The sequence below is a fragment of the Ruegeria sp. AL7 genome, assembly GCF_056536105.1.
On record NZ_JBQFJF010000001.1, the window covers coordinates 1,086,828 to 1,107,062 of the forward strand.

At 57.1% G+C, this 20,235-nt stretch carries 17 protein-coding genes and 3 tRNA genes; 11 read left to right on the plus strand and 9 right to left on the minus strand.

All coding sequences use genetic code 11. The features are described 5' to 3' along the window. The first annotated feature begins 22 nt into the window (after nucleotides 1-22). Nucleotides 23-721 carry a transcriptional repressor LexA gene (gene lexA, locus ACR3E2_RS05435; RefSeq protein ID WP_480480770.1) on the plus strand — a complete coding sequence of 233 codons (699 nt, stop codon included), beginning with the start codon at nucleotides 23-25 and terminating at the stop codon, nucleotides 719-721. Here lexA and ACR3E2_RS05440 read toward each other — a convergent pair. After that, nucleotides 718-2,763 carry a ComEC/Rec2 family competence protein gene (locus ACR3E2_RS05440; protein WP_480480768.1) on the minus strand — a complete coding sequence of 682 codons (2,046 nt, stop codon included), beginning with the start codon at nucleotides 2,761-2,763 and terminating at the stop codon, nucleotides 718-720. The two genes, lexA and ACR3E2_RS05440, sit on opposite strands and share 4 nt — an antisense overlap. A gap of 78 nt (nucleotides 2,764-2,841) precedes the next feature. On the opposite strand from ACR3E2_RS05440, the gene gltX reads away from it, so the two are divergent. Continuing rightward, a complete protein-coding gene (gene gltX, locus ACR3E2_RS05445) occupies nucleotides 2,842-4,242 on the plus strand; it encodes a glutamate--tRNA ligase (protein ID WP_480481665.1) in 1,401 nt (466 codons plus the stop codon). A gap of 121 nt (nucleotides 4,243-4,363) precedes the next feature. Then, nucleotides 4,364-5,659 carry a citrate synthase gene (gltA, locus tag ACR3E2_RS05450; protein ID WP_480480766.1) on the plus strand — a complete coding sequence of 432 codons (1,296 nt, stop codon included), beginning with the start codon at nucleotides 4,364-4,366 and terminating at the stop codon, nucleotides 5,657-5,659. 93 nt (nucleotides 5,660-5,752) lie between these two features. On the opposite strand, the gene ACR3E2_RS05455 is transcribed toward gltA, so the two are convergent. Further along, on the minus strand, nucleotides 5,753-6,820 hold the full coding sequence (locus tag ACR3E2_RS05455) for a PA0069 family radical SAM protein (RefSeq protein WP_480480764.1): 1,068 nt from the start codon (nucleotides 6,818-6,820) through the stop codon (nucleotides 5,753-5,755). A 270-nt stretch (nucleotides 6,821-7,090) separates the two neighbouring features. On the opposite strand from ACR3E2_RS05455, the gene ACR3E2_RS05460 reads away from it, so the two are divergent. The 3 genes from ACR3E2_RS05460 (at nucleotide 7,091) to ACR3E2_RS05470 (ending at nucleotide 9,710) form a co-directional block, all read left to right on the plus strand. Beyond that, nucleotides 7,091-7,789 carry a corrinoid protein gene (locus ACR3E2_RS05460; protein WP_209503809.1) on the plus strand — a complete coding sequence of 233 codons (699 nt, stop codon included), beginning with the start codon at nucleotides 7,091-7,093 and terminating at the stop codon, nucleotides 7,787-7,789. Between the two features lie 146 nt (nucleotides 7,790-7,935). Beyond that, nucleotides 7,936-8,973, plus strand: coding sequence for a Hint domain-containing protein (locus ACR3E2_RS05465; protein ID WP_480480762.1), 1,038 nt, complete (start codon nucleotides 7,936-7,938; stop codon nucleotides 8,971-8,973). A gap of 77 nt (nucleotides 8,974-9,050) precedes the next feature. Further along, entirely contained in the window at nucleotides 9,051-9,710 is a 660-nt protein-coding gene (locus ACR3E2_RS05470) for a DUF1638 domain-containing protein (protein WP_480480760.1), read from the plus strand. A gap of 2 nt (nucleotides 9,711-9,712) precedes the next feature. On the opposite strand, the gene ACR3E2_RS05475 is transcribed toward ACR3E2_RS05470, so the two are convergent. Beyond that, nucleotides 9,713-10,123 carry a SufE family protein gene (locus ACR3E2_RS05475; RefSeq protein WP_267367543.1) on the minus strand — a complete coding sequence of 137 codons (411 nt, stop codon included), beginning with the start codon at nucleotides 10,121-10,123 and terminating at the stop codon, nucleotides 9,713-9,715. A 138-nt stretch (nucleotides 10,124-10,261) separates the two neighbouring features. Here ACR3E2_RS05475 and ACR3E2_RS05480 point away from each other — a divergent pair, with 138 nt between their 5' ends. Next, complete coding sequence (locus tag ACR3E2_RS05480) at nucleotides 10,262-10,792, plus strand: hypothetical protein (RefSeq protein ID WP_480480758.1); 531 nt, start codon at nucleotides 10,262-10,264, stop codon at nucleotides 10,790-10,792. Between the two features lie 6 nt (nucleotides 10,793-10,798). Here the strand turns inward: ACR3E2_RS05480 and rnd are convergent, their stop codons facing one another. The 3 genes from rnd to purM form a co-directional block, all read right to left on the minus strand. Then, on the minus strand, nucleotides 10,799-11,956 hold the full coding sequence (rnd, locus tag ACR3E2_RS05485) for a ribonuclease D (protein WP_480480756.1): 1,158 nt from the start codon (nucleotides 11,954-11,956) through the stop codon (nucleotides 10,799-10,801). 114 nt (nucleotides 11,957-12,070) lie between these two features. Further along, on the minus strand, nucleotides 12,071-12,667 hold the full coding sequence (gene purN, locus ACR3E2_RS05490; RefSeq protein ID WP_480480754.1) for a phosphoribosylglycinamide formyltransferase: 597 nt from the start codon (nucleotides 12,665-12,667) through the stop codon (nucleotides 12,071-12,073). After that, nucleotides 12,664-13,710: a phosphoribosylformylglycinamidine cyclo-ligase gene (gene purM / locus ACR3E2_RS05495; RefSeq protein ID WP_480480752.1), complete on the minus strand. Its 1,047-nt coding sequence runs from the start codon at nucleotides 13,708-13,710 to the stop codon at nucleotides 12,664-12,666. Before purM ends, purN begins: the two co-directional genes overlap by 4 nt. Before the next feature lie 107 nt (nucleotides 13,711-13,817). Between purM and ACR3E2_RS05500 the strand changes: the two genes are divergently transcribed. After that, nucleotides 13,818-13,894 (plus strand) — tRNA-Ile (locus ACR3E2_RS05500). A 273-nt stretch (nucleotides 13,895-14,167) separates the two neighbouring features. Here the strand turns inward: ACR3E2_RS05500 and ACR3E2_RS05505 are convergent. Then, entirely contained in the window at nucleotides 14,168-15,487 is a 1,320-nt protein-coding gene (locus ACR3E2_RS05505; RefSeq protein WP_480480750.1) for an ATP-binding protein, read from the minus strand. Nucleotides 15,488-15,531: 44 nt separating this feature from the next. Between ACR3E2_RS05505 and ACR3E2_RS05510 the strand changes: the two genes are divergently transcribed. The 3 genes from ACR3E2_RS05510 (at nucleotide 15,532) to ACR3E2_RS05520 (ending at nucleotide 16,799) form a co-directional block, all read left to right on the plus strand. Beyond that, complete coding sequence (locus ACR3E2_RS05510; protein ID WP_480480748.1) at nucleotides 15,532-16,446, plus strand: MBL fold metallo-hydrolase; 915 nt, start codon at nucleotides 15,532-15,534, stop codon at nucleotides 16,444-16,446. 75 nt (nucleotides 16,447-16,521) lie between these two features. Further along, nucleotides 16,522-16,596 (plus strand) — tRNA-Asn (locus ACR3E2_RS05515). A gap of 128 nt (nucleotides 16,597-16,724) precedes the next feature. Then, nucleotides 16,725-16,799 (plus strand) — tRNA-Asn (locus ACR3E2_RS05520). Between the two features lie 22 nt (nucleotides 16,800-16,821). Here the strand turns inward: ACR3E2_RS05520 and ACR3E2_RS05525 are convergent. Together ACR3E2_RS05525 and pgi are read right to left on the minus strand one after the other, a co-directional pair. Beyond that, on the minus strand, nucleotides 16,822-18,441 hold the full coding sequence (locus ACR3E2_RS05525) for a long-chain-fatty-acid--CoA ligase (protein ID WP_480480746.1): 1,620 nt from the start codon (nucleotides 18,439-18,441) through the stop codon (nucleotides 16,822-16,824). A gap of 183 nt (nucleotides 18,442-18,624) precedes the next feature. Further along, entirely contained in the window at nucleotides 18,625-20,235 is a 1,611-nt protein-coding gene (pgi, locus tag ACR3E2_RS05530) for a glucose-6-phosphate isomerase (RefSeq protein WP_480480744.1), read from the minus strand.

The window sequence follows — 20,235 nt, forward strand, 5'->3', positions numbered from 1 at the left end:
CATGAGCGACGAGGTATGAGCGATGCTGACCAAGAAGCAATTGGATTTGTTGAAATTCATCCAAAAACGCGTGCAGGCGGACGGTGTTCCACCCAGTTTTGATGAAATGAAGGCCGCGCTTGATCTTCGGTCGAAATCCGGCATTCACAGGCTGATCACTGCGCTGGAAGAACGCGGCTTTATCCGTCGCCTCGCGCATCGTGCCCGCGCGATTGAAATCGTAAAGCTTCCCGAAAGCCTAGGCGGTGAACCAACTACCGGATTTTCACCCCGCGTGATCGAAGGCGACCGACCCAAAGGCCCCCGCCCGACCAATATTGAGCCGGTTGCTGTGGACGCGCTGGAATTGCCGGTGATGGGCCGGATCGCGGCGGGTGTCCCCATTGAGGCGATCAGCCACGTGTCGCATCACGTGGCGGTCCCCGGCCCCATGGTGTCCGGGAAGGGCCAGCACTATGCGCTTGAGGTTCGCGGCGACTCGATGATCGACGCGGGCATCAATGATGGGGATGTGGTTGTCATCCGCGAAACCGCGACTGCTGATAACGGTGATATCGTGGTTGCACTGGTAGAAGATCAGGAAGCAACGCTGAAACGATTTTTCCGCCGCGGCAACGCTATCGCTCTCGAAGCGGCCAACCCGGCTTATGAGACGCGCGTTCTTCCCGAAGAAATGGTCAAGGTTCAGGGTCGCCTAGTCGGTCTGATCCGGACCTATTAATCTTGCTTCAAACGACGGTCCCCGGCGGGCTTCGGGGACCAGAGCCGTTGGCCTGTCAGTTCTGCGCTGGAAGTCAGCTTTCCGTCCGACAATGACAGGCTGCCGGTTTCGCTCAGGTGATCCGGATCGAAGATGGCGCACGCGCCCGCAAGGGGCAGCGCGACCGTCGAAACAATGATCTGGTTGTGTTTGCATTCGTCGAACGCGCGCGCAGCCTTTTTGCCCGAAATATGGATGATTTCCATATCCTGATAAGGGTATCGCTGAACGGTGCTGCTATCCGGCCATCGGCCTGCTGCCGCAATCTGATCAACACCGTCACCGTCATTCTCCAGCCAGACGCTGGCGACAAACCCACTGCCTTTGCTTTTACTCAGGGCCCGACCCTGAGAGGTCATCACGCCGACCAACCCCCCGTTTTCTGCAATCAGAACATCTGGCCTGTGGCCCGAATTCCAAAGCAAAAATGAAAGAATGACGGGCCCGACCCCGTACCAACGCGCGCGCCCTTGCCACAAGGCCAGCCACAAAGCCCCAACAGCAACAAGTGGCAATACATACCAGGGCGGACTGACTACAAAACCCTGAGCACCGCCGAGATGCGACACCCAGTTTGACACCCACAGGATCCAACGCAGAGCCCAGCCCATAACGGTCAGCGGGACAGCCTCCAACCCAAATGGGGCCGCCAGTGCGGCGACAACTGCCGCAGGTACAACAACAAGGCCCATCACGGGCACGGACAGCAGATTCGCCAGCAATCCATAGTGAGACATCGTATTGAAATGCGCAGCGCCAATTGGGGCCGTGGCAAGCCCGGCCATCGCCGAGGACATAACCACGCCAGCAATCGGCTTTAACCAATTCGGGCCCGGTAACGGACCCACCTTTTGCAATGCGCCGAAGACGGCGACCAAGGCTGTCGTTGCTGCAAAGGACATCTGAAACCCCGGGCTCAGCAGCGACTCGGGCCAAAGAACCAGAACGATCAGCGCAGCAACAGAAACCGCACGCAACGAGATCGCACGCCTGTCGATCAACACGGCCCCCAGCATGACACTGACCATGACATAGGCGCGTTCGGTTGCGATATTCCCGCCGGACAACAGTAAATAAAGCGTTGCCGCGATCAGCGCGAACACAGCCGCAACTTTTCGAACAGGTAGCCTCAATGCCACGTAGGGGATCAGTGACAAACCAATGCGACAGGCCACAAAAACAAAACCCGTCAGTAACCCCATGTGAAGCCCGGAAATGGCAAGCAAATGCGCCAGGTTCGACGCGCGCAGGGACAAGAGCGTCTCTTGCCCCATACCACTGCGATCACCTGTGGTGACGGCAGCAGCAAACCCACCGATTTCTCCGGGCAGGATTTGTTTCACTCGCCGCGATATCGCCATTCGGATTGCGGTAATCCGAACACCGCCAATACCGTCTTTGGCTGGCGCAATCGTCAAAACAGGAACGCGGGTATACCCGACTGCACCCAGCCCCTGAAACCAGGCATGGCGACGAAAATCGAACCCTCCAGGTTCAACCGGGCCCTGCGGCGGCGAAAGATGCGCTGTGGTCATGATCCGTTGCCCAGGCGCAAATGGGTCTGTCGCGCCATGAACAGAAAGACGGATGCGTCGCGGCCTGCGCTCATTCGGTACGTCCCCTACGCGCACCTGATCGAGCGTCAACCGCAACGCATCCGAGGCAGACCGATCCATGGCGACGACCCTCCCCTCGACAGGGCCATAGTACCGCCAGGACAGAACCGGTTCTGCCACCATATGGGCGCGAGTACCTGCCAGTATGACACCGACCGCAATCAGCGCCCCCCCGGTCGCTAACGTTCCCACCCCCGGTGGCAGCCGGCGGCTTAAGGCAAAAAGAGCCAGGAACAAGCAAAACAGACCTGCGTATACCGGCCAGCCGGGCTCGCTCCGGGCACCGAAATAGAGACCGATCCCCGTTGCCAGCATGACTGGCGTCCACGGAAACAGGTACCCTGTCTGGTGCAGCAGCGCGGCCTCGACCCGTGCAAGAACACGCATGGTTGCCCCCGTCCTTCGGGCTCGTTAGACAGGCGTCAAACTATGCCAGATACGGTTACCAAAAGGTTAATCCTCAACATGTCCGAACAGGTCGTCACACGTTTTGCCCCCTCGCCCACAGGTTTTCTGCACATCGGTGGCGCGCGCACCGCATTGTTCAACTGGCTTTACGCCCGCGGACGTGGTGGAAAGTTCCTGCTGCGGATCGAAGACACCGACCGGGAACGCTCGACCCCCGAGGCGACCGCCGCGATCCTTCAGGGCATGGAATGGCTTGGACTGGATCATGATGGCGATGTAATCAGCCAGTTCGAAGGAGCTGCCCGGCATGCTGAAGTCGCGCACCAGCTTCTGGCCGAGGGAAAGGCATATAAATGCTTCTCGACGCAGCACGAAATTGCCGCCTTTCGGGAACAGGCACGGGCCGAGGGCAAGTCGACCCTGTTCCGCAGCCCCTGGCGTGACGCTGATCCTTCAGCACATCCCGACCTGCCATTTGTCGTTCGCATCAAGGCTCCGCAGGACGGCACAACAGTGATCCGCGATCAGGTTCAGGGCAACGTGACCATTCGCAACGACCAACTGGATGACATGGTTTTGCTGCGTTCCGACGGGACACCGGTCTACATGCTGGCGGTGGTGGTCGACGATCATGATATGGGTGTTACCCATGTCATTCGCGGCGACGATCACCTCAATAACGCGGCGCGCCAGATGATGATTTACGAGGCGATGGGCTGGGATGTTCCGGTCTGGGCCCATATTCCGCTGATCCACGGGCCAGACGGTAAGAAACTGTCCAAACGCCATGGCGCGCTTGGCGCGCAGGAATACCAGGCCATGGGCTATCCCGCCGCTGGAATGCGCAACTATCTGGCCCGCTTGGGCTGGAGTCATGGTGACGATGAATTCTTTACGGATGCACAGGCAAAGGACTGGTTTGATCTGAACGGCATCGGCAAAAGCCCTGCCCGGTTTGATCTGAAAAAATTGGAAAACCTGTGTGGTCAACACATCGCCATCTCTGATGATGCTGCGCTGCGGCGTGAAATCGAAGCGTACTTGGCCGCAGCCGCTTTACCGCCCCTGACAGATTCACAATCCAGTGATTTGGAACGTGCGATGTATTGCCTCAAGGATCGGGCACGGACTTTTCCTGAACTCCTTGAAAAGGCTCATTTTGTTCTGGCAGGTCGCCCGATTGTTCCCGACGGGAAAGCGGCAAAGGCGCTGGCATCTGTATCCGACGGTATACTGGGAGAATTGACGCCGCAGCTGCAAAATGCTAGCTGGTCTCGGAACGAACTGGAGGAGACCCTGAATTCCTTTGCCGAGTCAAAGGAGCTCACGTTCGGCAAGCTGGCTGGCCCGCTCAGGGCCGCGTTGGCTGGTCGGGCCGTCACGCCTTCGGTTTTTGACATGATGCTTGTGCTGGGACGGGATGAAACCCTGGCGCGGCTTTCAGAAGCAGCGAAGTAACCCGAATTTCATAAACGGGTAACGCTGCTCCGCTAACACCCGGACTGCGCGAAAGCGCGCAGTCGTTGCCCGCACTGCCCGAGGTTTCTTTGGCATGCGTATGAATGAAGAAGGGATAACCATGACAGACAGCAACAAAACAGCCACTCTGACCGTTCACGGCAAAGAGTATGAGTTGCCGGTTCATACCCCGACCGCCGGTCCGGATGTCATTGATATTCGAAAGCTTTACGGTCAGGCAGGTGTATTCACCTATGACCCCGGTTTCACTTCGACAGCAAGCTGCGACAGCACCATAACCTTTATCGATGGTGAAAAAGGCGAGTTGCTGCACCGCGGCTATCCAATCGACCAACTGGCCGAAAAATCGCACTTTCTTGAGGTCTGCTACCTGCTGCTCTACGGAGAGCTGCCGGTCGCAAAAGATCTGGAGAAATTCGAAACCACAATCACACGCCACACCATGCTGCATGAGCAGATGCAGTATTTCTACCGTGGTTTCCGCCGCGACGCGCACCCGATGGCCATCATGGTCGGTGTTGTCGGCGCAATGTCGGCCTTCTATCACGATTCGACCGATATCGCGGACCCGCACCAGCGCGAGGTCGCCTCGCATCGCCTGATCGCCAAAATGCCGACAATCGCAGCATGGGCTTTCAAATACCACACAGGGCAGCCTTTCGTGTATCCGCGCAACGATTTGGATTATGCGTCGAACTTCCTGCGCATGTGTTTCAGCGTTCCCGCCGAAGAATATGAGGTCAACCCGATCCTCAGCCGCGCGATGGACCGTATCTTCACGCTTCACGCGGACCACGAGCAGAATGCGTCAACGTCTACCGTGCGTTTGGCATCGTCATCGGGCGCAAATCCGTTTGCATGTATCGCCGCTGGTATTGCCTGCTTGTGGGGGCCGTCCCACGGCGGCGCCAACCAGGCATGTCTGGAAATGTTGGAAGAGATCGGTACCGTAGATCGCATTCCCGAATTCATCGCCCGTGCCAAAGACAAAAACGACCCGTTCCGCCTGATGGGCTTTGGCCACCGCGTGTACAAAAACTTTGACCCACGCGCAAAGGTGATGAAGCAGTCGGCCGACGAGGTTCTGGATCTCCTGGGCATTGAAGACAACCCGAAACTGCAGGTCGCTAAAGAGCTGGAACGCGAAGCGCTGGAAGACCCGTATTTCGCCGACAAAAAGCTGTTCCCGAACGTTGACTTCTATTCGGGTATCATCCTCGAGGCGATGGGGTTCCCGACCTCAATGTTCACACCAATCTTCGCACTTTCGCGGACTGTTGGCTGGGTAAGCCAGTGGAAAGAAATGATTGAAGATCCACAGAACAAGATCGGCCGTCCGCGTCAGCTGTATCTGGGTGAGACGCTGCGCGACTACGTAGACATCGAAAACCGCTGAGCCGTTTGAGTTCGCAATCAATCCAGAAGGCCCCGGTTAAACCGGGGTCTTTTGCTTTCGTTACTGAAGCAGCGGACGGTTCGGCGTTTGGTTTCAGAACAAGCTCATTTGATCCCCGGGTTGCGGCGGAACTGCAAACCGGTCGCATCGTAACGGAGCGGATTTGATCGAAAGCCCCAGTCTTTTGCAGGTTTTAGCAAACCTCAGGGCGATGAGCTCGGCGTATTCCCCCTCACCCCGCATCCTGTGCCCCCAGCGTGGATCATAGTCGCGCCCGCCATGCATTTCACGCAGCTTGGACATGACCTTTTCTGCACGGGCGGGTTCATGCTCTGCCAGCCAGTCCTGCCAAAGCTGAGATACTTCGCGGGGCAATCGCAACATGATCCAGCTTGCCGCATCTGCGCCCGCCTCTTTTCCAGAGTCCAACAGGTTCTCCAACTCATGATCTGTCAGCCCAGGCACAATAGGCGAGGTCATTACGCGAACCGGAACGCCCGCATCGGTCAACGCTTTGATCGTCTGCAACCGACGCGCCGGAGACGGTGCGCGAGGCTCCATCCGCCGGGACAGACCTGCATCCAGCGTGGTGAGCGATATACCAACCCGCGCCAATCCCCGGCTAGCCATGTCAGCCAGAATATCCAGATCACGCTCAATCAATGCTCCTTTGGTCACGATTGCGACCGGGTGGTTGAATTCTTGCAAGACCTCAAGGCACGACCTTGTAATCAGGCGGTTTTTTTCGATGGGCTGGTAAGGGTCGGTGTTTGTCCCGATCGCGAGCGTGGCGACCTTGTAGGACTTCGCCGACAGTTCCTTGCGCAGAACAACGCTCATGTTGGGGCGCGCAACAAGGCGGGTTTCGAAATCCAGTCCTGCGGACAAGCCCAGATAGGCGTGGCTTGGTCTGGCGAAACAATAGACACAGCCATGCTCACACCCCCGATATGGGTTGATCGAACGATCAAAAGGCAAATCAGGTGAACGGTTAAAGGTGATGGCACTGCGCGCCACCTCATCCCGCGTCTCGGTTCGCAAGGGCGGCAACTCTTCATCGATGTCCCACCCGTCATCAACAGCCTGCGTTGCAAACCGTTCAAAACGCCCGGTCGTATTGGACGTCACCCCCCTTGCTTTGATGATATGCCCGATGCTCACGGCACATGTGTTCCCTTTTTGTTCCTACCGCACGATAAGCCTGAAACGAATCCTGTGCAAGCCAGCCCCGCGAAGAAACCGGGAAGCATTGATGAAAAATAAACAGGATAATATTGCAGACTTTTCAATCGAGCCGGTGCCATTTTTGGCATATAGGTCGGTCCCGAAACGACCAACGTCGCAATCGTCACAGTCAGAATGCGACGTTTTGGCCAAAACGGAAAAAATGCCACCACGGGCCGATGGCCCGCCCAGCACAGGGAATACCCCATGTCCGACGAAGAAGATATCGTCCTGTCCGAACTGAATGATGACGAACTGGTCGATCAGATGTTCGACGATCTCTATGACGGATTGAAAGAAGAGATCGAAGAAGGCACCAATATCCTGCTGGAACGCGGATGGACGCCGTATGACATCCTGACCAAAGCTCTGGTTGGCGGCATGACCATTGTGGGCCATGACTTCCGCGACGGCATTCTGTTCGTTCCCGAGGTTCTGCTGGCAGCCAACGCGATGAAAGGCGGTATGTCGATCCTCAAGCCGCTGCTGGCCGAAACCGGTGCTCCGCGTGTTGGCAAGATGGTCATCGGCACCGTGAAGGGTGACATCCACGATATCGGCAAGAACCTTGTGTCGATGATGATGGAAGGTGCAGGATTCGAGGTTGTAGATCTGGGAATCAACAACCCGGTCGAGAATTACCTGGAAGCACTGGAAACGGAACAGCCCGACATTCTGGGCATGTCCGCCCTGCTGACCACCACGATGCCCTACATGAAAGTCGTTATCGACACCCTGGTCGAACAGGGCGTGCGCGACGATTACATTGTTCTGGTCGGTGGCGCGCCGCTGAACGAAGAGTTCGGCAAAGCCATCGGTGCAGACGCCTACTGCCGTGACGCTGCGGTTGCAGTGGAAACCGCCAAGGATTTCGTGGGCCGCAAGCACAACCAACTGGCTGGCTAAGACCTTTAAGGTTTTTCTTAAAAGACCGCCCATTTCGGGCGGTCTTTTTCGTTTTAGCGCTCCGCCCCTTCATGAGGTGTATCGTTTATCCGTTTGTAAACGAAAGTGCGGTTAAAAAACCGAAACGTCCAAGTTTCGGGGGTTCCGTGCCGCAGTCTTTCACAGCCATTTCGTTGGGCAAACTTGCCGATATCGATATCGCCGAGGGCAACAATGTCGCCGAAAACGCCTCTGCCCTGGTTGGGCAAACCTTCGGTCACGCGGACGCGCCGTTGGCGCATAACAGCGTGACGTGGAACGTGGTTGGAAACTCCGGCTCTGCCTATGACATGAACAACATATCTGCCAATGATCGGTTTTCGATCGACGGCGGCGCGCCGCAAACCTTTGATGGCACATCAGTGTACCACGCCACCGTCACTTATTTTGACGGCACAAGTGCAAACATTACTGCCGTTGTCGCGCAGGATGTGGATGGCAACACATATTTGGTGCCTGAGTTCTCGGCCAATGCAGATCAAGCCGCTCTGGAAGCGGGGCCTATACATTCGATCACCTTCAACAGCCTTGCTGGCAATCGATATTCAGGCATGGTGTCCAGCCGTGAAGACTGGGACCTGGTCCCCTGCTTTACCTCTGGCACGCTGATCAGAACCCGCAAAGGGGAACGCCCAGTGGAAACGCTGCGCCCCGGCGACTGGGTGGAAACCCTTGATCACGGGTTTCAAACGGTGCGCTGGGTCGGGCAGCGGCGGGTTCAGGCGGTTGGCGTGTTCGCGCCGGTCCTGTTCAAGGCAGGCGCGCTTGGGAACACCCGCGATCTGCTGGTGTCTCAGCAACACAGGATGCTGATCCAGAGCTGGCGCCTGGAACTGCATACCGGCCAAAACGAAGCACTGGCCCCCGCCAAACACCTGATCAACGGACATGACATCATCCTCAAACCCGGCGGGGTCGTAACCTACATTCACATTCTGTTTGATCAGCATGAGCTGCTCTGGTCGGAAGGCTGCCTGAGCGAGAGCTTTCATCCCGGTGCCCAAAGCTGGAACGCCCTTGAACAGTCAGCCCGACAAGAGATCCTGTCCTTGTTCCCCGAGATATCAAAGCAAGGTACTGTCGCCTACGGCCCGCCCGCTCGGCCTCTGTTATCGGCATTCGAAACACGAACGTCGGCAGCCTGACACGAGATGTCGGAAGAAGGCTTGCCTGCAAGCTGTTTTCATTCTCTTGTGCTAAGAGCCCATAAGGATGCCGATCCATGCCAAGCGATACGTTACCAGATGATGCAAGCCTGACGACCAAAGGCTATGACGGCGTGGAAAACGCAAGCATCCTGCTGATCGCCTGCGGGGCGCTTGCGCGCGAAATTCTGGATATCAAAACGCGCAACGGCTGGGATCACATGGCGCTGACCTGCCTGCCTGCAATCCTGCATGTTCATCCGGAACGGATCACCCAAGCAGTTGAAGACAGCGTGGCCAAACACCGCGACAGGTTCGAAAAAATCTATGTGGTTTACGCCGATTGCGGAACCGGAGGTCTGCTGCAATCCGCTTGTGAAAAACTGGGCGTCGAGATGGTAAAAGGCCCTCATTGCTATTCGTTCTTCGAAGGCAATCAGGCCTTTCAGGAACGCGGCGAGGACGAAACAACTGCCTTCTACCTGACTGATTTTCTGGCCCGCCAGTTCGACGCATTTGTCTGGAAACCACTGGGTCTGGATCGCCACCCGGAACTGCGGGACATGTATTTCGGCAATTACACCAAACTGATTTATCAGGCCCAGATCGACGATCCGAAACTGACCGAACGCGCACGGGAATGCGCGGACCGCATGGGATTGGCGTTCGAACGGCGTTTCACCGGCTACGGCGATCTGGAAACCACTTTGTCAGACTGGGCAAACCGCCCTGAGTGACCTCAGGCGTTTTCCTGCGCGACCTGGCGGATGCGTTCAATCATGGCCCGCAGACCATTGGACCGCTGCGCTGACAGATGATCGTTCAAGCCCAATCGGGCCAGTTCCGCTGCCGCATCGACCTGCGGCACCTCGGACACCGGCAGACCGTTGTATAGGGACCGAAGCACGGCGATCAGCCCGCGAACGATCAGCGCGTCACTGTCACCATCAAACTTGAACACACCTGCTTCGATCATCGGGTGCAGCCAGACCTGACTGGCGCAGCCGTGAACCTTTGTCGCCGGAACCTTCAACGCGTCATCCAAAGGCTCCATCGCCTTGCCCTGTTCGATGACATGGCGATACCGGTCTTCCCAGTCTTCGAGAAACTCGAAATCCTCGACAATGTCTTCAAAGGCAGGCGTGGCCATGGCGCAGTGATCCTTTCGTTGAAATCACAATGTGACCTATGCCGACGACCACCTGCTGTCCAGCCCCAGCTGTGGCTTTTCAACGCGAAGAATATACGCTAACCCATTGTCTGAATTCGTGTGAAAAGCAGTGGGTCTATGCAAAAGTCTCTGTTCGTTCTTATCATCGCCATGCTGACCCTGACTGCCTGCGGCAGCTGGCGCGACTCGCGGGTGAATCCGTCAAACTGGTTTGGCTCCAGCAAGTCTGTGAAGTCTGAAACACCGCCGGACCCAAATGCCGCCGATGCGTTGGTTCCCAAGGCAAGAGAGGGAAGCGGCCTGTTTTCGCGCCCAGATGCCGAAGACACCAGTGTTCCAATCGCCAAAATCGATGAGCTGCGGATCGAGCCAATACCGTCAGGCGCGATCATTTATTCCTCTGGCACCGCGCTTCGGCAGGGTGCCTATAACGCACGCTTGGTTTCGGTTAATTCAGAAGAAAACAAAGAAAAGGGAATTCTGGAATTTGTATTCCGCGTGAACTACCCCAACTCAGAGACCCCGCAAGGATCTGAACGAACAAGAATGGTGTCGGATGCCATAAATGTTTCGACTCAGGATCTTGAAGGCATTCGCCTGATCCGTGTCGTCGGGCAACAGAACACCTTGGAATCGCGGCGGCGGTAATCGCCGTTAAAGTGAGACGACCTTGACCGCCTGCCCTTTGGCCGCCAGCGCGATTTTCCCCTCGCACAGTTTCAGCGCGTCTTCACCAAAGACTTCGTAACGCCAACCTGACATCGCGGGCAATTCTCGCTCGCCCGCGGCAATCTGGTCCAACTCGGAACTTGTTGCGATCAGCTTGGCCGCAACGCCCGAACTTTCGGTTTTGGATTTCAGCAGAACCCGAAGCAAGTCGGCCAAAGCCGGGTTGACCTTCAGGTTGTCACGGGAATTGTCGATCTTCGGCAGATTTTCCTGCGGACAATTTGTGCCCTTCGTCACCGCAGCAAGAATACCTTCGGCAATCGGTCCTTTTCGCGCCTCGCGCAACAAAAGGCGCGATCCACCGAGATCGGCGATTGTCTTGGGCTTGGTCGACGCCAGTTCGATCAAGGCGTCATCCTTGAAGACCCGGTTGCGCGGTACATTATGTTCCTGCGCATACCTTTCGCGGAACTGCGCCAGCTCGCGCACAACAGCCAAGAACTTGGCCGAGTTGGTTCGCGTTTTGACCCGCTTCCACGCCTCTTCGGGGCGAATGTCATACGTGGCAGGCTGTGTCAGCGTCCGCAGCTCTTCAGCCACCCAGTGGCTGCGCATCGTCTTTTTGAGTTCCGCAGCAAGATATTCGTAGATCTTGCGAAGATGCGTCACATCCGCCAATGCATATGTTTTCTGGGCTTCCGTCAAAGGACGACGGGACCAATCGGTGAACCGCGACGTCTTGTCGACGCCCTGTTTGCAGATTTTCCGCACCAGCGTCTCATAGCCGACCTGCTCGCCAAACCCGCAGACCATTGCGGCGACCTGTGTGTCGAACAACGGGTTGGGAAAAACACCGGCCTCGACCCAGAAAATCTCAAGATCCTGACGCGCGGCGTGAAACACCTTGACCACGTTCTCGTTTCGGAAAAGCTCATACAGCGGTTCGAGAGACAGGCCATCAACCAGCGGATCAACCAGAACCGCGCTGTCTTCATCATCAGAGGGAAGCGCCAGTTGCACGAGGCACAGTTTCGAATAATAGGTCCGCTCGCGCAGAAACTCGGTATCGACTGTGATGTATGGATAGCTTGCGGCCGCCTTGCAGAAATCAGCCAGTTCTTGCGTCGTCGTCAGAGTTTTCATGCGCCGTACTAGTTTTGCTCTTGCTCTTGTGAGTGCCCGTAATTTCCCTCGCCCCCAAGCGATACCGACGACCATAGGACGATTTTCAGGCGAGTGTAAATCACCCTCGGAACCTCACTGCATGAGAACGGGTGACCTGTTGCCTTCGGCAATGCGGCGCAGCACCGCTGGATAAAGTTCATGTTCCCGGATCAGAACTTTTGAAGCCAGAGTTTCCGGGGTATCCGCTGGTTCGATATCCACCCGTGCCTGACCCAGAATTGGGCCATCATCCAGAGCCGCCGTCACCTCATGGACCGAGCAGCCATGCTCCGTATCGCCCGCTTCAATTGCGCGGGCGTGGGTATGTAACCCCTTGTATTTGGGCAGCAATGAGGGGTGGATGTTCAGCATTCGCCCCTGAAAGCGCGTTACGAAATCCGCGGTCAGGACCCGCATGAACCCGGCCAGACAGACAATATCCGGCCGCGCGTCTTCCAAAGGCTTTAGCAACTCAGCCTCAAAGGCTGCGCGATTGCCTTTGAATGGCCGGTGATCGACCACTGCGGTCGGAATGCCACGGTCCGCAGCTTTTTTCAGCCCCCCCGCCTGCGCATCGTTGGACAGGACTAAACAGGGCCGCGCCGGATGATCACCGGTCATGCTGTCGACAAGCGACACCATGTTGGACCCGCCCCCAGAAATCAGGATCGCGACGCGCTTGTGGTTCACAGCAGTTTGCCCGAATAGGCAACTCCGGGCGTTTCGGTGACCGTACCGATCCGCGACACCGTCTCGCCAGCCTCGGCCAGCAAGGTCGAAAGCTGATCGGCCTTATCTGGATCGCACACCATGATCAGACCGATGCCACAGTTGAAGGTCTTGAGCATCTCAGCTTCCGCGATACCGCCAATCTGCGCCATCCAGCTGAAAACAGACGGCAATTGCCAGCTGTCCAGATCAATCTGGGCCCCCAACCCTTCCGGCAGTACGCGCGGCAGGTTCTCGGTCAGACCGCCACCGGTGATATGGGCCAGTGCATGAACTCCACCTTCGCGGATCGCGGACAGGGCCGGTTTGACATAAAGGCGCGTTGGCGTAAGCAGCGCCTCGCCCAGCGAACCTTCACCAAAGGGGCACGGTGCATCCCAGCCCAGACCAGACAGTTCGACGAGTTTACGTACCAGTGAATACCCGTTGGAATGCACTCCGTTCGAGGCCAGACCAAGCAGCACGTCCCCCGCCTGCACTCCGGAAGGCAGGTCAGCGCCGCGTTCCATTGCCCCGACCGAAAAGCCGGCCAGATCGAAATCGCCATCAGGGTACATGCCTGGCATCTCGGCAGTTTCGCCACCAATCAGAGCGCAGCCGGATTGTGCACAGCCTTCGGCAATTCCTTCAATGATCCGCGCGGCTGTATCTGTGTCCAGCTTGCCTGTCGCGAAATAGTCGAGAAAAAACAGGGGCTCGGCCCCCTGACAGATCAGGTCATTGACACACATGGCCACCAGATCGATGCCAACCCCATCCACGACGCCGGTATCGATCGCAATTCGCAGTTTTGTACCAACCCCGTCCGTGGCACCAACCAGAATGGGATCCTGATACCCAGCAGCTTTCAGGTCGAACAGTGCGCCAAAACCGCCCAGACCGCTCATCACACCGGGGCGGTTGGTTCGCTTTGCTGCGGGCTTGATCCGGTCAACCAGAGCATTGCCCGCGTCAATATCCACGCCTGCATCGGCATAGGTGATTCCGTTCTTGCCCGCTGTCATGGCCAGTTCCTTTTGAATGCTTTGCGGGCGGGTTATTCGATTGTGGCGTTTGTTGCAACGGTCAGGCTTGACGCGGCTGTTCACCGTGATACGCAATGCGCCTAGGCGGGCCTGTAGCTCAATTGGTTAGAGCAGAGCGCTCATAACGCTTTGGTTGGGGGTTCGAGTCCCTCCGGGCCTACCAAATCACCGCCACGTTCCTTGAACACACCGCCCATCCTGCTGGTTTTGTTTGTATTTATGACCTCAGGCGTTCGTCACGTCTTGCGTACCCTGTCCACATACGCTTGGAAATCAGAAGAATTTATTCAGTTCATCGATTTTCGCTTTCGGTTTAATCGCCGTGGGATGACAGGTCTTACTAAAAACTCCGAAATCATCTCGCGAGAAATCCAGCGCCTCGGCTCAGAACATCGTCATATTGGCGCAGGTTTGGAGCGGCAAAGGTGCCAGGCGTTTACCGGCCAATAATTATATCCGCGCACAAACCGCCCAGGCGTTCACTTTTGGCCAGTCTCAGAGTTCCACCATGGGCGCGCGCAACGTCCGCCACGATCGCCAACCCCAAACCCACGCCACTGCCCTGATTCTGGTTGCGCGCTGGGTCGAGCCGCGTAAAGGGTTTGACCGCCTCTGTGCGCTGCTCTGCGGGAATTCCAGGGCCATCATCTTCGACACGGATGCGCATCGACTTGGCGTTCAGCGACAGGCTGACCTCAGCACGGCTGCCGTAGCGCACGGCGTTGCCGATCAGGTTTTCAACGGCCCGACGAACAGCCATAGGGCGCAGCATTGCCGTTCCCTCACCCTCGACAGTGACCAACTCGGCCCGATGCCCTGCCCGATTGGCGTCATCCACAATCTGTCGAACAAATTCCGCCGGGTTGATTTCCTCGGGCGATCCTTCGGACGCCCCGCGCGAAAATTCGAGGAATGCATCAACCAAGGATTGCATTTCCGCCACGTCCTGTAGCAAAGGTCGTGCCTCATCCTCAGGTAACATTGCCAGTCCAAGTTTCAGGCGCGTCAGAGGCGTGCGCAGGTCATGACTGACGCCGGACAACATCAGCGTCCGTTGTTCGATCTGACGTTCGATCCGTGACCGCATATCCAAAAACGCATTCCCCGCCGCGCGTACTTCGATGGCACCGCCCGGTGAATATGGTACGCTCCGCCCTCGTCCAAACGCCTGCGCCGCATTGGCCAGCCGTGTGATAGGGCGCAACTGGTTTCGCATGTACAGAAATGAAATCGAGGTCATTATGATCGCGAAAAACAGCATCGTCACGATCAACTGATGCGGCGCCGCTGGCGACAATCTGCGCCGGTCAAAGGTCAGTTCCAGCACCCCCAGATGTGTATCCAGGTACAGACGCGCTTCGCGGCTGCTTGGCAACGCTACAGCACTCAGCTCTGGCAACCTTGCACGAAGCTCGGCCTCGACCTGCGGTGCTATGAAGTCGTACCACCGTGGACGGTCAATTTTGGGAGTTTCGTTGGCGGGCAGAAATCTGGCCTGCATTTCCAGCGCCAGAAGATCCGGGCGCACTTCGGCCAATGCCTGGTGCTGCGTCTCGGCCCCCTCCATCATGGTGGTGATCAGCATCACTTCCCTTGAGGCTGCGCGCGTCATCTGGTCAGTGACATCTTCCAGATGCTTTTGAAGAAAAGCAACTCCAACGACCAGAAGCAGCACGATCACAGGAAGAACCAGAATCAATGCTGCCCGGGCGTAAAGGCTGCGTGGCATATATGGTTTGAGCCAGTGCGTGGACATGCGCTAAACCTAGCGGGCTGCCCGGACAAGAGAAAGAGCACAGAATGCAGGCACCAGACGAATTCAATCCACCCGCTGGTGTTGCGACAGAATTGCAACCGGGTCTTCGGCGCATTCTGGCCCCCAACCCGTCACCGATGACCTATCGCGGCACCAACACCTATCTGTTGGGCGATCGTGACATTGCCGTCATTGATCCCGGCCCCGCAAGCGCAGAGCATTTGAACGCGATCCTGAGTGAACTGCGACCTGGCCAGAGAATCAGCCACATAGTCGTCACGCACACACATCTGGATCACTCACCCTTGGCAGCACCCCTTGCCGCGCGAACAGGGGCTGCGATCTATGCGTTTGGTGGTCCCGAATCCGGTCGCAGCGCTGTTATGGCGACCCTTGCAGCGCGTGGATTGGCCGGAGGTGGCGAAGGCATCGACACCGCGTTTCGTCCGGATATCGAGGTTGCGGATGGTGAGGTCATCTTTGGCGATGACTGGCAGCTTGAGGTTATTCACACTCCGGGGCATCTGGGAAACCACATTGCCCTGGCATGGCAGGATACCTGTTTCACCGCCGACCATGTGATGGGATGGGCCAGTTCGCTGGTGTCACCACCGGACGGAGACCTGACCGATTTCATGACAGCCTGCCACCGCCTGCGCGCGCGCGACTGGTCGGTTTTTCACGCGGGCCACGGTGCGCCAATTTCAGACCCTGCCGCGCGATTGGACTGGCTGATCCGACACAGGCAAAACCGCGAAGCTCAGATTCTGACTGCCTTGGAGGATGCAGACGGAACGGCGCGGCAATTGGCCAAGCGTATCTACACCGACACACCCGCAACCCTGCTGCCAGCCGCGGAGCGGAACGTTTTTGCCCACCTCGTTGATCTGACTGGAAAAAAACAGGTGTCACCACACGGCGAACTATCTGCCACCGCAATTTTTCGCAGAGATCCTTGACGCCCGAAAAAAAATTTAAGTTCGCGTGCTTAACCTCTGGACGCCGGGAATCCGGATTGCTATACGCCCCTCAGTTCCGGCGTAGCTCAGCGGTAGAGCAGTTGACTGTTAATCAATTGGTCGTAGGTTCGATCCCTACCGCCGGAGCCAAAACTTCCCAATATTCAACCTTTTGTCAGGGTCAGAAACCACATCGGTATTCTGGGGCTTTTTCGTTGAAAAAATAATATCCGCCCTCTGGACGCCGGATACTCCGGTTGCTATACGGCGCGGACCGTTCCGGCGTAGCTCAGCGGTAGAGCAGTTGACTGTTAATCAATTGGTCGTAGGTTCGATCCCTACCGCCGGAGCCAATTTACCCCGCTAGATCACATCTCACCCCGCAAGGGCATCCTTGAAATCTGCACGCAGGTTGCGTTTCAGCACCTTTCCGGTTGCGTTCAGCGGCAGCGCGTCAACAAAAACAACCTTGTCCGGAATCTGCCATTTGGCAATTTTCCCTTCGAAGAAGGCCAGAAGTTCCTTTTCGCTTGGGTTTTCGCCCTCGGCCCTTACTGCAACTAGCAAGGGGCGTTCGTCCCATTTCGGATGCGGAACACCGACCACGGCGGCAGTTGCCAGTTTCGGATGCGCAACAGCGATATTTTCAAGTTCGACCGAGCTGATCCACTCCCCTCCGGACTTGATGATGTCCTTGGATCGATCCCGGATGGTCATGTAACCATCGGCGTCCAGCGTTGCGACATCGCCTGTGGCGAACCAACCGTCTTGCAACAGATCCTGATCCTGCATCAGGAAATAGCTGTCCAGTACCCAATGCCCTCGCACCATCAGATCGCCCTGCGTTTCACCGTCATGTGGCAGATCTTTGCCATCATCATCCACGATTTTCAGTTCAACCCCAAACGGTGGCCGACCCTGACTCAGACGGATAAGGTGTTGTTCTTCAAGCGGCAGCACCAGATGTTTGGCCAATGGGTAGTTGGCCGTACCAAGTGGGCTCATCTCGCTCATTCCCCACGCATGTACCGTATCTACGCCATATTTATTCCGGAAAGTCTCCATCATCGAAGGTGGGCAAGCGGCACCTCCAATCACGGTCCGTTTGAGGCTTTTCAAACTCGTCCCGCATTTGGCCGCATGCGCCAACAGTCCCTGCCAGATGGTTGGCACCCCCATGGCCAGCGTCACGCCATAGGTGTCGATCAGATTGACCAGCGCCTCGCCATGCAAATCCGGGCCGGGTAAAACCAGTCGCGATCCGGACATGGCGCAGGCATAAGGCGAGCCCCATGCATTAACGTGGAACATAGGAACGACGGGCATCACGACATCCATCGCCGAAAAGCCTATCACGTCGCGCGTATTCGACGCGAAACTGTGCAGGACCGTCGATCTGTGGGAATAAAGAACCCCCTTGGGATGGCCGGTTGTACCCGACGTGTAACACAGCCCTGACGCGGTGTTTTCATCCAGTTCAGGCCAATCAAAGGCCGCGTCACCGGTTTCGATCAGCTCATCATAAAATTTCAGGTCGGGTATCTTTGCTGCAGCGTCATCATTGCGGGGGCCCATCAGAACAAAATGGCGAACATCCGTCAGCGCACCGTGCAAAGCGGCAACCAGCGGGACGAAGGTTGCATCAAAGAACAACACCCGATCCTGAGCATGGTTGATGATATACGTCAGTTGTTCAGGAAAAAGCCTCGGATTGACCGTGTGACAGACATATCCCGCACCCGAGGTGGCATAATAGATCTCCAGATGCCGACGATTGTTCCAGGCCAGCGTCCCGACCCTGTCCTGCGGCTCCAGACCCAGCTGCGTCAGGGCCGACGCCAAACGCCGGGCGTTCACGGCTATCTCGGACCAATTGGTTTCTGTCACTGATCCATCCGTTTCGACCGAGAAAATCTCGGTCTGACCGTGGTAACGCTGTGCGTGATCAATCAGCGACGAAATCAGCAAAGGCTGTGTCATCATCTGTCCCAGCATGGACATCCTCCCGTCATGGGCGGGACCTTGCCTGGCCCCTGCCTGTTCCGTCTGGCACAGACAGGCAGGGGTGTTCCCCGTCACGTCAGTCCAGCCGTTTCCTATAAGGAACCCTGCCAATCATTTAATTGTCTGACAATAAAAGAATGCAACCCACACCGGTAGCGGAATACATCCCGTCGCCTAATCCCGGTGTTTCAGCGCGTAGGCGACCAATGCTGCGGTCGACCCATCCTTGCCCTCGGCGCTTTCTTCGCCATCCACGATGGGGCCAAGCGAGTTGGCCAGTTCCTTGCCCAGCTCAACCCCCCACTGGTCGAAAGAGTTGATGCCCAGCAACACGCCTTCGACAAACACCCGGTGTTCGTAAAGCGCAATAATCTGACCCAACACAAACGGTGTGAGTTTGGGGTAAATCAATGTTGTCGAGGGACGATTGCCGGGGAAAACCCGGTGCCGGGCCTGTCGATCAAGTTCATCCCCCAGATACCCCTGCTGCGCCATACGCTGACGCGCTTCTTCGAACGAACGGCCACGCATCAGGGCCTCGGACTGCGCCAGACAATTGGCCAAAAGCAGACGGTGGTGATGGGTCAGTTCGGGTTCATGCCCCTCGGCCGCAACCATGAATTCGCAGGGAATGACATCCGTACCCTGATGGATCAGCTGGTAAAACGCGTGTTGTCCATTGGTGCCCGGCTCACCCCAGACGACAGGACCTGAAGGCATTGCGAGGGTTGAGCCTTCCATCGCCACGGATTTGCCATTCGATTCCATTTCCAACTGCTGGAAATAAGCGGGCAGACGCAAAAGGCGCTGGTCATAAGGCAGCACCGCACGACTTGTATGCCCCAGAACCTGACGATGCCAGATGCCAACCAATGCCAGCATCACAGGCATGTTTTCATCCCAGTCAGCCGAGCGGAAGTGCAGGTCCATCGCCTGCCCGCCGCGTAAAAACGCGTCAAATGCGTTTGAACCAACAGCAATCATGACCGGCAAGCCGACCGGCCCCCAAACCGAATAACGCCCACCGACCCAATCGGCGAATCCGAAGACATGCGCCTCGGGAATACCGAAGGCTTTCGTCTTGTCCAAAGCGCTGGAAACGGCGGCAAACTGGCGCGACGGATCGCCCCCGCCTTCGGACATCCACGCGCGGGCGGTGCGTGCATTGGTCATTGTTTCGATTGTGGTGAAGGTTTTTGAGGCGACAATGACCAGCGTGCGCGTCGGGTCGAGCTGCCGCAACGTATCCGCGATATGCGCCCCATCCACGTTCGAGACGTAATGCACCCGTGGTCCATCGTGATAAGGTGCCAGCGCCAATGTGGCCATGACAGGGCCGAGGTCTGACCCGCCGATGCCGATATTGACCACATCGGTAAAGTTGCCCCCCGCTCCAGCGATAGCACCGCCACGCACCTCCTCAGCGAACACGCGCATCCGTTGCAGCGTATCCAGAACCTCGGGCATAACGTCCTGACCGTCCACTTCAACCGGCCCGCCATCAAGGTTGCGCAAGGCCGTGTGCAACACCGCGCGCCCTTCGGTCTCGTTGATCTTCTCGCCCGCGAACATCGCATCACGCCGAGACGCAAGACCAGCCTCTGCACACAATTGAATGAGCGCGGATCGCACCACATCATCGATCTGTGTTTTTGAATAGTCGAATACCACATCCCCGGTTGAGGCTGAAAATACTTCGGCCCGGTTTGCATCTGCCGCAAACAGGTCAAGGATACGACGGTCACTTGTCGTCTGAGCCAGTGTTTTCAAAGCATCCAGATGCAT